This window comes from Streptomyces sp. NPDC107454 (genome assembly GCF_055582885.1).
This window is the reverse complement of the sequence record NZ_JBVJPA010000005.1, coordinates 410743-425528: the sequence shown is the minus strand read 5'-3', so window position 1 is coordinate 425528 and position 14786 is coordinate 410743. Positions and strand designations below refer to the sequence as shown.

The 14786-nt window shown below is 72.8% G+C and carries 11 protein-coding genes; 8 read left to right on the top strand and 3 right to left on the bottom strand.

The features are described from left to right. Positions 1-110: 110 nt before the first annotated feature. Positions 111-863, top strand: coding sequence for a response regulator transcription factor (locus ACZ69M_RS14870; RefSeq protein ID WP_470049922.1), 753 nt, complete (start codon positions 111-113; stop codon positions 861-863). Positions 864-928: 65 nt separating this feature from the next. After that, entirely contained in the window at positions 929-2059 is a 1131-nt protein-coding gene (locus ACZ69M_RS14865; RefSeq protein ID WP_075031785.1) for a sensor histidine kinase, read from the top strand. A 40-nt stretch (positions 2060-2099) separates the two neighbouring features. On the opposite strand, the gene ACZ69M_RS14860 is transcribed toward ACZ69M_RS14865, so the two are convergent. Beyond that, positions 2100-3095: an NAD-dependent epimerase/dehydratase family protein gene (locus tag ACZ69M_RS14860; RefSeq protein WP_470049920.1), complete on the bottom strand. Its 996-nt coding sequence runs from the start codon at positions 3093-3095 to the stop codon at positions 2100-2102. A gap of 255 nt (positions 3096-3350) precedes the next feature. Here ACZ69M_RS14860 and ACZ69M_RS14855 point away from each other — a divergent pair, with 255 nt between their 5' ends. From ACZ69M_RS14855 to ACZ69M_RS14845, 3 genes are all read left to right on the top strand, one after another. Continuing rightward, on the top strand, positions 3351-5588 hold the full coding sequence (locus ACZ69M_RS14855; RefSeq protein WP_470049918.1) for an MMPL family transporter: 2238 nt from the start codon (positions 3351-3353) through the stop codon (positions 5586-5588). Between the two features lie 126 nt (positions 5589-5714). Continuing rightward, positions 5715-7040 (top strand): sensor histidine kinase, encoded by a 1326-nt coding sequence (locus tag ACZ69M_RS14850; protein WP_470049917.1) that lies wholly within the window; start codon positions 5715-5717, stop codon positions 7038-7040. Then, positions 7037-7693: a response regulator gene (locus tag ACZ69M_RS14845; RefSeq protein WP_470049915.1), complete on the top strand. Its 657-nt coding sequence runs from the start codon at positions 7037-7039 to the stop codon at positions 7691-7693. The genes ACZ69M_RS14850 and ACZ69M_RS14845 overlap by 4 nt, the downstream gene beginning before the upstream one ends. A 9-nt stretch (positions 7694-7702) precedes the next feature. On the opposite strand, the gene ACZ69M_RS14840 is transcribed toward ACZ69M_RS14845, so the two are convergent. Then, positions 7703-8464: a TIGR03943 family putative permease subunit gene (locus ACZ69M_RS14840; protein WP_470049913.1), complete on the bottom strand. Its 762-nt coding sequence runs from the start codon at positions 8462-8464 to the stop codon at positions 7703-7705. Continuing rightward, positions 8461-9528 carry a permease gene (locus ACZ69M_RS14835; protein WP_470049911.1) on the bottom strand — a complete coding sequence of 356 codons (1068 nt, stop codon included), beginning with the start codon at positions 9526-9528 and terminating at the stop codon, positions 8461-8463. The genes ACZ69M_RS14840 and ACZ69M_RS14835 overlap by 4 nt, the downstream gene beginning before the upstream one ends. A gap of 280 nt (positions 9529-9808) precedes the next feature. Here ACZ69M_RS14835 and ACZ69M_RS14830 point away from each other — a divergent pair, with 280 nt between their 5' ends. The 3 genes from ACZ69M_RS14830 (at position 9809) to mgtA (ending at position 14742) form a co-directional block, all read left to right on the top strand. Further along, positions 9809-11569 (top strand): LCP family protein, encoded by a 1761-nt coding sequence (locus ACZ69M_RS14830; RefSeq protein ID WP_470049909.1) that lies wholly within the window; start codon positions 9809-9811, stop codon positions 11567-11569. Positions 11570-11669: 100 nt separating this feature from the next. Continuing rightward, positions 11670-12032 (top strand): ArsR/SmtB family transcription factor, encoded by a 363-nt coding sequence (locus tag ACZ69M_RS14825; RefSeq protein ID WP_054231278.1) that lies wholly within the window; start codon positions 11670-11672, stop codon positions 12030-12032. 52 nt (positions 12033-12084) lie between these two features. Further along, positions 12085-14742, top strand: coding sequence for a magnesium-translocating P-type ATPase (gene mgtA / locus ACZ69M_RS14820; protein WP_470050170.1), 2658 nt, complete (start codon positions 12085-12087; stop codon positions 14740-14742). The last annotated feature ends 44 nt before the right edge of the window (positions 14743-14786 follow it).

The following is a 14786-nucleotide window of genomic DNA, read 5'->3' as shown; positions in this document are numbered from 1 at the left end:
CTTTCACCCTACGAACGCGAAAGGGAGATATCGGACTTCAGGTCCTTACGAAACGCGGACGTCGCGGCGGGATCGCGGCAGGCGGGTGCGGCCGGTGGGACGCTGGATCCATGCAGCAGCCGTACGAATCCGCAGGTACCGGACCCGCCCCCGGCGGGCCCGGGCGGAGCGCCCGCGTCCTCGTCGTCGACGACGACCCCACCGTCGCCGAGGTGGTCTCCGGCTATCTCGACCGCGCCGGGTACGTCGTGGACCGTGCCGCGGACGGACCCGCCGCGCTCGCCCGGGCCGCCGCGCACTGGCCCGACCTGGTGGTGCTGGACCTGATGCTGCCGGGGATGGACGGCCTGGAGGTGTGCCGCAGGATGCGCGGCCAGGGGCCCGTGCCGGTCATCATGCTCACCGCGCGCGGAGACGAGGACGACCGGATCCTCGGCCTGGAGGTGGGCGCCGACGACTACGTCACCAAGCCCTTCAGCCCCCGTGAACTGGTCCTGAGGGTGGAGTCGGTACTGCGCCGCAGCCGCCCCGCCGCGGGCACCCGCCCCCTCCGGCTGGCCGGTCTCGCCGTCGACCCCGACGCCCGCCGCGCCACCAGGAACGGCGAGGATCTCGCCCTCACCATCCGCGAGTTCGACCTGCTCGCGTTCTTCCTGCGCAATCCCGGCCGGGCGTACAGCCGCGAGGACCTGATGCGCGAGGTGTGGGGCTGGGACTTCGGCGACCTGTCGACGGTCACGGTCCACGTGCGCCGGCTGCGGGGCAAGGTCGAGGAGGATCCCGGCCGACCGCGGCTGATCCAGACGGTCTGGGGGGTCGGCTACCGCTTCGAGGAGCCCACGCCCCACGAGGAGGCGGTCTGACCATGCACTCCATGCACGCCATGCACTCCATGCAGGTCACGCAAGCCGGGCAGGTCACGCAAGCCATGCAGACCGTGCACTCCACGCACGACATGCTGCTCATCGCCCTGTACGCCTTCCTCGGCGCCGCAGCGGCCGGGCTGCTCGGCGCGGGGACGCTGTGGCTGATCCGGCGGCGGTCGCTGACCGTGTCCCTCGCCGTCGTCGCCGCCGTGGCGGTCACCGCGATGCTCGCGGGGACGCTGGCCGTCGCCTGGGCGATGTTCCTGTCCTCGCACGATCTGGGCGTGGTCACGACCGTGGTGGCCATGGCGGCGGTGGTGTCCCTGGCGACGGCGCTGTTGCTGGGCCGTTGGGTGGTGGCCCGCAGCAGGGCGCTCACCCTCGCCGCGCGCTCCTTCGGCGACGGCGGCGACTTCGCGGCCCCCGACGGCGCGGCGACCGCCGAACTCGCCGCCCTGAGCCGGGAGTTGCAGGCGACCAGCGCGAAGCTCGCCGAGTCCCGCGACCGTGAACGCGCGCTGGAGAGCTCCCGCCGTGAACTCGTCGCCTGGATCTCGCACGACCTGCGCACCCCGCTCGCCGGACTGCGGGCGATGTCGGAGGCGCTGGAGGACGGGGTGGCCGCCGACCCGGACCGCTACCTCCGGCAGATCCGCACCGAGGTCGAACGCCTCAACGACATGGTCGGCGATCTCTTCGAACTCTCCCGCATACACGCCGGGACCCTCGCCCTGTCGCCCTCCCGCATCTCCCTCTACGACCTCGTCGGCGACGCCCTCGCGGGCGCGGACCCGCTCGCCCGCGAGTACGGCGTACGCCTGGTCGGGGACCGTATCGAGCCGGTGCCGGTCGAGGTGGACGGCAAGGAGATGAGCCGGGTGCTGGGCAATCTCCTCGTCAACGCGATCCGGCGGACCCCGGCCGACGGCACGGTCGCGGTCGCCGCCGAGCGTTCGGACGCGGGGGTCGTCCTGTCCGTCACCGACGGCTGCGGCGGCATCCCGGAGGAGGACCTCCCGCGCGTCTTCGACACCGGCTGGCGCGGCACCCACGCCCGTACGCCCCCCGCCGGAGCGGGCCTGGGCCTGGCCATCGTCCGGGGCATCGTCGAGGCACACCAGGGCCAGGCCGCCGTCCACAACGTCCCCGGAGGCTGCCGCTTCGAGGTCACACTGCCCATGGCGAGGGCGTGAGGAGCGGTTCGGCCGCCGCTCCCCTACCCCCCTTACTTCCCTACTCCCCGCGCAGCCTCGCCGTCGCGAACTCCCGCATTCCCTCCGCGAAGCCGGTCTCGGGCTTCCAGCCCAGCTCGGCGCGCAGCCGTGCGGAGTCGGCCGTGATGTGGCGTACGTCGCCGAGGCGGTACTCCCCGGTCACCACGGGCTCGGGCCCGCCGTGGGCGGTGGCCAGGGCCCGGGCCATCTCGCCGACCGTGTGCGGCTCGCCGCTCCCGGTGTTGTAGACGGTGAGGGCCCCGGGGCGCGAACCCGCCTCCAGGGCCGCCGCATTGGCCGCGGCCACATCCCTTACGTGCACGAAGTCCCGTCGCTGCCCGCCGTCCTCGAAGACCCGCGGCGCCTCGCCCCGGGCCAGCGCGGACCGGAAGAACGAGGCGACCCCCGCGTACGGGGTGTCGCGCGGCATCCTCGGCCCGTACACGTTGTGGTAGCGCAGTGACACCGCCGAACCGTCCGTCGACCGGGCCCAGGCCGCCGCCAGATGTTCCTGGGCCAGCTTGGTCGTCGCGTACACGTTCCGGGGGTCGACCGGAGCGTCCTCGCGCACCAGGCCGGGTGTCAGTTCCTCGTCGCACCGCGGACAGCGGGGCTCGAACCGTCCCGCGTCGAGATCGGTGACGGTCCGGGGCCCGGGACGTACCGGCCCGTGCCACTCACATCCGTACGCGCCCTCGCCGTACACGACCATCGACCCGGCGAGCACGAGGCGGCGGACCCCCGCGTCGGCCATCGCGGTGAGCAGCACCGCCGTGCCGAGGTCGTTGCGCGACACGTACTCGACCGCGTCGTCGAACCCCTTCCCCAGCCCCACCATCGCCGCCTGATGGCACACGGCGTCCACGCCCGTCAGCGCCGCGCCGACCGCCTCGGCGTCCCGTACGTCCAGGCCGTCGCGCAGGTCGAACACGACCGCCTCGTGCCCCCGCGCGGTCAGCGCCTCGACGACATGGGACCCGATGAACCCGGCACCGCCGGTGACCAGTACTCGCATACGCCGAACGCTAGGACCGCGACGGCCGCGCACGGCAGTACCGCGCCCGTCACGTCACGGGTCCGTAAGACCCCGGCGCCGGCGAGGGGCGGGCTCGGCGGCGTCGTACACCGGCCGGATGACATGCGTATGGGACGGAAGTACTAACCGCCGGGCCGTATTCACCTCCGGAGTGCCGCCGAGTGGCGACCGGGCGTTCCTAGCCTGGCTTCGGGAGGCCACGAAGGCCTCTTTTCCCCGCTCCGGGAGTCATTCGTGGCCACGTTCCTCTATCGTCTCGGCCGGTTCGCGTTCCGGCGGCGACGACTTGTCCTCATGCTGTGGATAGCCGTCCTGGCGGCCGTCGGTATCGGTGCGGCCAGTGTGTCGGCCGGTACGTCGGATTCCTTCACCATTCCCGGAACCCAGTCCCAGAAGGCGCTGGACCTGCTGGGGAAGGAGTTCCCGCAGGCCTCGGCCGCCGGAGCCACCGCCCGCGTCGTGTTCGAGGCCCCGGACGGGCGGAAGCTGACGTCCGGCGGTGACAAGGCCGAGGTCGAGGCTCTCGTCGCCGACCTCGCGAAGGCCTCCCAGGTCGCGAACGTCGCCGACCCGTTCACCAGCGGCACCGTCAGCAAGGACGGCTCCGTCGCCTACGCCCAGGTCACGTACAAGGTCGCCCAGGCCGACGTCACCGACCGGGCCCGCGAGGACCTGAAGTCCGTGGCCGACCGGGGCGACAAGGCGGGGCTCGCGGTGAGCATGGGGGGCAACGCCGTCCAGGTGAAGTCCGCGCAGAGCGCCGGTGAGCTGATCGGCCTCGCGGTCGCCGCCGTCGCGCTGGTCATCACCTTCGGCTCGCTGCTCGCGGCCGGACTGCCCCTGCTGACCGCGGTCTTCGGCATCGCGGTGGCGGTGTCCGCGATCACCCTCACCAGCGCGTTCGTGGACCTGAGTTCCTCCACCTCGACGCTGGCGCTGATGCTCGGCCTCGCGGTGGCCATCGACTACGCGCTGTTCATCGTCTCCCGCTACCGCGGCGAGATCAGGGAGGGGCACGAACCGGAGGAGGCCGCAGGACGCGCGCTCGGCACGGCCGGCTCCGCGGTGGTGTTCGCCGGTCTGACCGTGGTCATCGCGCTCGCGGGGCTCAGCATCATCGGCGTCGGCCTGCTCACCGACATCGGACTCGGTGCCGCGGGCGCGGTCGCGATCGCCGTGCTCATCGCGCTCACCCTGCTGCCCGCCCTGCTGGGCTTCGCCGGTCCCCGCATCATGAAGGGGAAGCTCAAGACCCGCCGGATGCGGGCGATCGAGGAGCGCGGCGAGGGCGAACCCGCGGGCGTGCGGTGGGCGCGGTTCGTCACCCGCAACCCGGTCAGGGTTCTCGCCGTCGCGGTGGCCGCGCTGTTCGCCCTGGCCATTCCCGCCCTGTCGCTGCAACTGGCCATGCCCAGCGACAGTTCGGCCACCCCCGGCTCCACCCAGCGCATCGCCTACGACACCATCACCAAGGGCTTCGGGCCCGGCTACAACGGCCCGCTGACCGTGGTCGTCGACGCCCGTACGAGCGACGACGCCAAGGGCGCCGCCCAGGACGCGATCACCCTGCTCGACGCGATGCCCGACATCGCCTCGGTCAGCCCCGCCACCTTCAACCAGGCAGGTGACGTCGCCCTGATCCGCGCCGTCCCGAAGAGCTCACCCAGCAGCCAGGACACCGTCGACCTGGTCTCCGCCATCCGCGACCGCGGCACCGCCCTGCACGCGGACACCGGCGCCGAACTGATGGTCACCGGCACCACCGCGCTCAACATCGACATCTCCGCCAAGCTCGGCGACGCCCTCGTGCCCTACCTCGCCGTGGTCGTCGGCCTGGCCCTGGTGCTGCTGCTCCTGGTGTTCCGCTCGGTCCTGGTCCCGCTCAAGGCCGCCGTCGGGTTCCTGCTCAGCGTCCTGGCGACCCTCGGCGTCGTGGTCGCCGTCTTCCAGTGGGGCTGGTTCGCGGGCGCCCTCGGCGTCGACGAGACCGCGCCGATCGTGAGCCTGCTGCCGATCTTCCTGGTCGGTGTGGTGTTCGGGCTCGCCATGGACTACCAGGTCTTCCTCGTCACCCGGATGCGGGAGGAGTACGTCCACGGCGCCGAGCCCATCGAGGCGGTGGTCGCGGGCTTCCGGCACGGCGCCCGCGTGGTCACGGCCGCGGCGGTCATCATGATCTCCGTGTTCGCCGGGTTCCTGCTCAGCGACACCGCGCTGATCAAGTCGATCGGCCTCGGTCTCGCCGTCGCCGTGCTCCTCGACGCCTTCGTGGTCCGGATGACGATCGTGCCCGCCGTCATGGCGCTGCTCGGCCGCCGCGCCTGGTCGCTGCCGGGATGGCTGGACCGCGTCCTGCCCAACGTGGACGTCGAGGGCGAGAAGCTGCGCCATCTGCTGGCGGAGGCGAAGACGAAGGCGCAGGACACCGAGGGCACGCGGGATGCCGAGCCCCTTCCCACCGCGAGGCGGTGACCTGTCGGCCGTACGATCCGCGACAGGACGTACGGCCGCACCGGCCGTGACCAACGCGCCCCGTCCGCCGATCCCCACTCCCCCGGGGGGGCGGCGGACGGCTTCCGTACCGAGAGGGCGTACGACGTGACCGCACCGACCGCGCCCGGGCCGGCTTCCCGCCCCGTCACGCCCGAGGCACTGCTGGGCGGGGCGCAGCACCGCTCGGACGTCGCGGTCCTGCAGTGGCTCACCCGGGTGAGACGGGCCGATCTGGCCCATCCGTGGGTCAAGCGGGTGACGGCGCCGCTGCTGTGCGCGACGCTGGGCGCCCCGGCCCTGCGGGACGCGGCGGACGGCATCGGACGCGGCGTCCCCGTGGTGCTGGCGGTGATCGCCGGATACTGCGTTCCCCTGCTGTGGCGGCAGCGGCGGCCCGTCCTGGTCTTCGCCCTCACCTCCGCCGTCGGCGCGGTGGCCATCGTCATGGACGTCAGCACGGGCTCCGAGGCCGGGCGGATCGTCGCGCTGCTCAACGTGGGCCGAGCGGTCGGGCCCGCCCAGTTGGTGGTCTGTATGGCGATCGCCGTCGCGCAGACGTCCGTAGGGGTCGTCGTCCGTTCCGCCGGCCAGTCGGCCGGCTCGTTCCTGGAGACCGCGGTGCTGGCGATCGTGCAGGCGGCCCTGGTGGCGGCCGTCGCCGCGGCGGGCCTGGTCGGCCGGGTCGTGAACGCGTACGTCGGGGCCCTGCGCGAACGCGCCGTCCGCCTGGAGGTGGAGCGCGACCAGCGGTCCCGGCTCGCCGCCGCCGCCGAACGCGCCCGCGTCGCCCGGGAGATGCACGACATCCTCGGCCACACCCTCGCGGTCATCGTCGGCCTGTCCGACGGCGCCGCCGGGCTCGCCGAGAAGTCCCCCAAGCGCGGCGCCGACACCCTGCGGATCATCGCCGACAGCGGACGCGGCGCCCTCGGCGAACTCCGCCGCCTGCTCGCCGTCATCGGTGAGGAAGAGGACGGGAGCGACGAACCGGGCGGCACCCCGCTCGCACCCCAACCGGGCCTCGCCGACCTCGCCGCCCTCCTGGAACGGATCCGGGCCGCGGGCCCCACCGTCACCCTGGACACCGGGGGCGACCTGGCGGGCCTCGCCCCCGGTATCCAACTCGCCGTCTACCGCATCGTCCAGGAGGCGCTGACCAACACCCTCAAGCACGCCGCGCCCGACACCACCGCGCACGTCGGCGTCACCGTGGACCGCGACCGGGTCCGCCTCACCGTCGACGACACCGGTCCGCCCCGCACCCCGCGCGCCGACGCCGCCCGGGACGACGCACGCGGCCTGGTCGGCATGCGCGAGCGGGCCGCCCTCTACCAGGGGACCGTCACCGCGGGCCCGAACACCCGCGGCGGCTGGACCGTCCGCGCCCTCCTGATCCCCACCACCGCTCCCACGGAGAACCATCCGGCATGACCACCGTGCTCATCGTCGACGACCAGGCCCTGCAACGCCTCGGCTTCAGCATGCTCCTGGAACAGCACCCCGACCTGACCGTGGTCGGCGAGGCCACCCACGGCGCCGAGGCGGTCCGCGCGACCGCCGAACTGCGCCCCGACGTCGTTTTGATGGACGTCCGGATGCCCGGCATGGACGGCATCGAGGCCACCCGCCACATCGTGGAGTCCGGCGGCCGCTCCCGTGTCCTCGTCCTGACCACCTTCGACCTCGACGAGTACGCCTACGCCGCGCTGCGCGCCGGGGCCAGCGGCTTTCTCCTCAAGGACGCGCTGCCCGACGAACTCGTCGCCGGAATCCGTGCGGTGGCCGCCGGGGACGCCGTGATCGCCCCCGGCCTGACCCGCAAACTCATCGACGCCTACACCGAGCGACGCCCGGGTCACACCCCCGAGCAGGAGCGCAGGCTCGACGCCCTCACCGACCGCGAACGCGAGGTCCTCACCGCCATCGCCTCCGGCTGGAGCAACGCCGAGATCGCCGACCGCCTCTGCCTCGCGGAGTCCACCGTCAAGTCCCACGTCAGCCGCGTCCTCGCCAAGATCGGCGTACGGGACCGGGTCCAGGCGGTGATCTTCGCGTATGACGTGGGCCTGGTACGGCCGGCGTAGCGGGACGGCCTAGAACAGTGGGAGGGCGTCCGTGTACGCGTTCACCGGCTTGGCGACCTTCTTGACGGTACGGGCGTCCAGCGCGGCCGGGGCGGAACTCGTGCCCAGAGTTCCGCCGGGGTGCCACGTCCCGGTGACGGTCACCCAGGTGTCGGCGGGCAGCGCCGCCGCCCCGTGGATCCGCACCTTCACGGACTGGGCGTCCGCCGCGCAGCAGGTGAAGATGATCCTGGTCAGGTACCAGCCGTCGGCCCCCTTGTCGGGCGTGACGAAACCGGTCATCCGGACGCTACGGCCGCCGATGTCCCGCTTGTGGTCCTGCTGAACCCGGCTGGTGAACTGGGTGAGCGTCAGCGGGACCGGCGAGGTCGCGGGCAGCGGATCGAAGTACCTCTGCTCCGTGACGGCCTTGGGCGCCTCGCGCGCGGCGGTGTACGCGCCGAGGGCCGGCGGGGCGTAGAAGAGCAGACTCAGCGCGGGGAGGAACAGCAGCCAGGCGATACGGGGCACGGTGGAGTGGTCGTGGCTGTGACTGTGGTCTTGGTCTCGGACTTGGTCGTGACCGTGGCTGTCGGCGGCGTCGCCGCTGCCCGGCTTCTGGCTCGACCACGCCTCCGCCACGCCCAGCACGAGCAGCAGCACCCCCGACGCGACCAGCATCGGACGCATCCCCTCCTTGACGAACCTGAGGCTCAGGTCGGTGAAGAGCGAGGCGTGCAGCAGGCCGAGGCCGCTGAGGACGAGCAGGGTCACCTGGAGGGGGCGTTTCACAGCAGGACTCCTCCGATGAGCGCGCTGCACACGATCGCGACGACCGTCGTGGCCGTGGAGAAACGGACCGCGAAGGCCCGGCCGAAGGTGCCCGCCTGAAGGGCGATCAGTTTCAGGTCGACCATCGGCCCGACGACCATGAACGCCAGCCGGGCGACGGGCGAGAAGCCGGTGAGCGAGGCCGCGACGAACGCGTCGGCCTCGGAGCACACCGCGAGCAGGATGGCGAGCGCGGCCAGGAACAGCACCGACAGCCAGGGAGAGCCGGAGAACGCGTCGAGCACGGTGCGCGGGACCGCCACGTTGAACGTCGCCGCCGCCATGGCCCCGAGGACCAGGAAGCCGCCCGCGTGCAGGAAGTCGTGCTGGAAGCCGCGCCGGAACTCCCGCAGGCGGCTCTGCTCGGGCTGGTGCCCGGTGTGCCGTACGACAGGCTTGAGCCATTTGTCGCGGCCCAGGAAGAGCCACAGCCAGCCCATCACGGCGGCGGTGGCGAGCGAGGCGAGCAGCCGGGCCAGGACCATCTCGGGGTGGCCGGGGAAGGCGATGGCGGTGGCGGTCAGCACGACCGGGTTGATGGCGGGCGCCGAGAGCAGGAACGCGAACGCGGCGGCCGGGGTGACACCCCGGCCGATCAAGCTGCCCGCGACCGGCACCGACGCGCATTCACAGCCGGGCAGGACGACTCCGGCGATTCCGGCGACCGGGACGGCGAGCACGGGCCGCCGGGGCAGCACGCGGGTGAACACCCGGGCCGGCACGAACGCGTTGATCGCGCCGGACAGCGCCGTGCCGAGCAGCAGGAACGGCAGCGCCTGCACGGTGACGGCGAGACAGACGGTCCGCCAGGCCTGCATGGCCGGTTGTTCCATCCACCGGCCGAGGACGTAGAGCGCGGGCCCGGACAGCGCGCACGCTCCGAGCAGAAGGGGCCAGTGGCGGGGCCAGTCGCGCCGGGGACCTCTGGCACCCGCCCTCGCCGCGGGGACCGCGACGGCCACGTCGGCCTCCGCCGCCGTGGACGGTTCCTCCGCCCCCACGGCCCGTTCGTCTGTCTTCTGCACACCGGCTCCGCATCTCGGATGATCGCACCGAACATAGCGGGCCCGGACCCCAGCGCTCACCACGACTTCACCACATCTCGGTCATGAGTCGGGACCGCTGTGACGACCGATGACTCCGGACGTCGGAACGCCCGCGCGTCCGGAGCCCTCTCTAGGGGTGGTGGGTGGGAGCCGCGCCGGGTCTCGGGCCGGGTTGTTATATTGCGCAACTGTGCAAGTGAGGCGTCCCCGCAACGCCTGACGTATGCCTGAACGGCCCGACCGTCGTGGGAGTGCGAACATGACTGACCCTGGGGACGTCCCCGCCGGCAACGCCACACGCAGCCACGCACGCGGGCTGCCCCGGCAGCGCCACACCTCGGGTTCCGTGACCTCCGGTTCCGCGGCCTCCGGTCATGCGCCCTCCCGTTCCGCGCCCACCCGTTCCGCGCCCTCCCGGACGGGATCCCGTGCGCGTCCCAAGACCGGTGCGGGGCGCCGGGCCCGGCCCGTGGGTCGGGGCAGGCGGATCCTGCGGACGGCCGCGATATCGCTGTCGGTGCTGGTCCTGGCCACCGCGGGCGTGGGGTGGTGGTTCTACGAGCATCTGAACGGCAATCTCCACAGCGTCCCGTTGACCGACGGCACGGGCGACAGCGCGGGCAAGGAGAAGGCCGACTCCTTCGGCAGGACCCCGATCAACCTCCTGGTGATGGGCAGCGACGGCCGTACCAGCGCGAGCGACTGCAAGCTCGGCGGCGGCTGTTCACAGACCGGTGTGCAGTCCGGGTCCAACGCGGACGTGGAGATGGTGATGCACATATCCGCCGACCGCTCCAACGCCACCGTGATGAGCATCCCCCGCGACACCGTGACCACCGTCCCCGCCTGCAAGGACACCGAGACCGGCGTCTCCACGAACGGCTACACCGGCATGGTCAACAGCGCCCTGCAGTACGGGCCGGCCTGCCAGGTGGCCACCGTCCACCGGCTCACCGGCATCCCCATCGACCACTTCGTCAAGCTCGACTTCTCCGGCGTGGTGAAGATGTCCGACGCGGTGGGCGGGGTGTCGGCCTGCGTCGACAAGGACGTCTACGACACCTACTCGCACCTGAAACTCGCTGAGGGCACGCACACCCTCAAGGGCGTGGCGGCCCTGGAGTTCGTCCGCTCCCGGCACGGCTTCGGCGACGGCAGCGACCTGGGGCGCACCTACTCCCAGCACCTCTTCCTCAGCTCGATGATCCGCAAGTTCAAGAGCGCCGGCACCCTCACCGACCCCACCGCCGTCTACCGGCTGGCCGACGCCGCGACCAAGGCCCTCACCGTCGACACCGGCCTGGGCAGCATCAGAAAGCTGATCGGGCTCGCCGCCGACGTGGACAAGGTCCCGGCGAAGCGCATCACCTTCACCACCATGCAGACGGCGCCGGACCCGGGCGACAGCAACCGGCTCGTGCCCGCCGCCACGGCCCAGAGCCTGTTCGCCACCATCGCGAACGACCAGTCCCTGACCAACTCGGCGGGCGACAAGACCGCCGCGGCCTCCGCGACAGCCAAAGCCACGGCCTCCGCCCCCGCGGTCCCCGCCGCGCAGATCGCGGTCACCGTGGAGAACGGCACCACCGTCACCGGCCGGGCCTCGGCCGTCGCCACCGCCCTGCTCGACAAGGGCTTCGGTTCCGGCACCACCACCAGCAACGCCGCCGGCACCACGTCCACGACCACCCTCACCTACGGCAGCGGGCACAAGGCCGAGGCCCAGACCGCCGCCAAGGCCCTGGGCCTGCCGTTCTCCCACCTCAAGCAGAGCGACGCCACCGGCACCGGCCTGACCCTGGTCATCGGCACCGACTGGACCAGCGGCACCGCCTACCCCGCACCCGCCGCCCCCGCCGACACCAAGACCGCCACCGCCAACGCCCACGCCGAGACCGCCGACCAGTCCAAGACCTGCGCCAAGGTCAGCACCTACAAGACCGTCAATATCGACGGCGTCGCCATGACCCCCACCCAGGCCTACCGCGCAGCCACCGGAACCAAGGACTCGGCACCGTGAGCGGCTGCCGGTTCGGCGGCGGCGCCCTGGGGACGGGCGCCTAAACTGGGTCGGCGCGGACGCGGGCACGGATGCCCGGGGCGGGACGGGAGAAGAGACTGTGACGGCATACGCCGGTGGCTTCGATGATCCGCCCGCCGAGGTGCTGGCGGACGCGGCCGCCGCGTTCGGACTGCTGGCCTCCTCGCCCCGGCTGCACATCATGTGGGCCCTCGCGCAGGGCGAGAGCGACGTGACCCATCTCGCGGAGCGTGTCGGCGGCGCTCTGCCCGCTGTCAGCCAGCACCTGTCGAAGCTGAAGCTCGCGGGCCTCGTCCGCTCCCGGCGCGAAGGCCGCCGACAGGTCTACTACGTCGACGATCCCGATGTCGTGACCGTGGTGCGCGTGATGGTCGGACAGCTGGCCGCACGGGCCGAGGAGGCATCGGCACCCGTACGCAGGCTGCGCGGGATCGGTGGCTGAGACGTCCGCGACGGCGGGAGGGGGCGCCGAGCGCTCCGCCTCCGCGGACGGCATGGCGGCGGAGAAACCCCGGGTCCTTCAAGGAACTTCGGGCGGGGAGGAACACGGCGAGCCGACCGCGCTCCAACTGCTCCGGCGGCTGGACAGCGGCCCGCGGGGGCTGACACAGACGCAGGCCGACGAACGCCTCGCCCGGTTCGGGGAGAACATCCTGCCCGCCCGGCGGCCCGTTCCCTGGGCCGAGCGGTTCCTGCGCAGCCTGCGGGATCCGTTCACCGCCGTACTGCTCTGCCTCGGCCTGGTCTCGGCGCTCGTGGCCTCCTGGGGCACCGCGAGCGTGATCACCGTACTGGTCGTGGTCAGTTGTGTGCTGCGGTCGTCCGGTGAGCACCGGGCCGACCGTTCGATGGCGGCGCTGCGCGACCTGGTCGCCAGCACCGCCACCGTGCTGCGCAGGACCGACGCGGACGCGGTGCCCACCGACCGCGACCTCCCGGTCGACCAGCTGGTGCCGGGTGATGTGATCCGGCTCGGTCCCGGCGACCTGGTCCCCGCCGACGTACGGCTGCTGCGGGCCGGTGGGCTGACCGTGTACCAGGCGGCGCTCACCGGAGAGTCGGCGCCGGTCGCCAAGTACCCGGTCGACGCGCCGGGCCGCACGGCGGGTGAGCTGTTCGAGCAACCGCAGCTGTGCTTCCAGGGCAGCAGTGTCGCCTCCGGCAGCGGTACCGCCGTGGTCGTGGCGACCGGCGCGCACACGCGGTTCGCCGAGGGCCACCGGGACCCGGGGCGGCGGGAGGCGAGCGCCTTCGACCGGTCCGTGCACGGCATCTCCTGGATCCTCATCCGGTTCATGCTGCTCACCCCGCCGCTGGTCCTGATGGCGGGCGCGGCCCTGCGCGGGCGGGGCCTGGAGACCCTGCCGTTCGCCGTCGCGGTGGCGGTCGGGATGACCCCGGAGATGCTGCCGGTCATCATCACGACCTGCCTGGCCCGCGGGGCGTCGCTGCTGGCCCGTACGCACGGAGTGATCGTGAAGCGGCTGCCCGCGCTCCACGACCTCGGCGCCATCGACGTGCTCTGCGTGGACAAGACCGGCACCCTCACCCAGGACCGGCCGGTCGTCGACCGCGCGCTGGACGCGGACGGCAAGGACGCGCCCGAGGTGCTGCGCCGGGCGGCCGCGGCCGCCTGGTGGACACTGCAACTCGCCGACCTCCCCGCGCCCGACGCCCTCGACGAGGCGCTCCTGCACACGGCCGACGAGGACGACCTGACGGCGTACGACGGGGTCGCGGCGCTGCCCTTCGATCCCGTACGCCGCCTCACCACCGCCGTCGTACGCACCCCCGGCACCCTCGGCTCCCACACCCTCCTGGTCAAGGGCGCCGCCGAAGCCGTACTGGAGCGCTGTGCGCTGGATCCGCAGGAGCGCACCCGGCTGCTCGCCCGCGCCCACGAGCTGACGGACGACGGGCTGCGCGTCCTGGCGGTCGCCACCGCCGTACGCCCCGCCCGCCACCGCGACTACACCCCGGCCGACGAACGCGGCCTGACCTTCGAGGGGTTCGTCACGCTGCGGGACGCGCTGGTGCCGAGCGCGGCCGACGCGCTGCGGGTGCTCGCCGACCGGGGCGTCGCCGTACGGGTGCTGACCGGGGACCACCCGGGCACGGCCGCCCGCGCCTGCCGCGACCTGGGCCTCGACCCCGGGGAGGTACGCACCCCCGCCGACCTCGACGGTCTCACGGACACCGAACTCGGCGAACTCGCCGACCGCACCACCGTCTTCGCCCGCTGCACGCCCGAGCACAAGGCGCGTATCACCGTCGCACTGCGCGCACGCGGACATGCCACCGGCTACCTCGGCGACGGCGTCAACGACCTGCCCGCGCTGCACGCCGCGGACGTCGGGATCTGCCCGCGCGACGCCACGGACCTGGCCCGGGAGAGCGCCGACGTGGTGCTGGCCGACAAGGACCTCACCGCGATCTCGCACGCGGTCACCGCGGGCCGCTACTCCAGCGGCAACATCAGCACCTATCTGCGGGTCACCCTCTCCTCCAACCTCGGCAACGTGATCGCGATGCTCGCGGCGGGCATCCTGCTGCCCTTCCTGCCGATGCTGCCGACGCAGGTCCTCGTGCAGAACATGTGCTTCGACGCGGCCCAGCTCGCCTTCGCCTACGACCGCCCCGCGCCGGGCACCCTGAAGCGCCCCACCGTGCTGCGCTCGCGCGACCTGCTGGGCTTCATCACCGGCTTCGGCCTGCTGAACGCCGTCGCCGACCTCGCGACCTTCGGCGTCCTCGCGCTCGCCGTGCACGGGCCGGGGACGGCGAACGACGAGTCCGTGTTCCACTCCGGCTGGTTCACCGAGAACCTGCTCACCCAGGCGCTGGTGATGCTCCTGCTGCGGCTCGGCCGCCGGGGCGCCGAGGGCCGGCGGCAACCGGGCCCCGTCGGCTGGGGCGCGACCGCCCTCACCGCCGCCGGCCTCGCGCTGCCGCTCTCCCCGCTCGGCCCGCCGCTGGGCATGACCGCACTGCCCGCCCTCTACTACCTGCTGCTCGCCGCGGTCCTCGGCCTGTACGCGGTGGGGCTGGTGGCCGCACGGTCACGCCACGAACGCCGTCGCTCCGAGGACTGCGGCGGGATCTCCCACAGTGATCAAGGGGCGCACGGCGAGCGCAGCCACGACGGAGGGTGACGCGGGCTTACTCTTCCTTCCAGCGATTCGCCTCGGCGCACCGG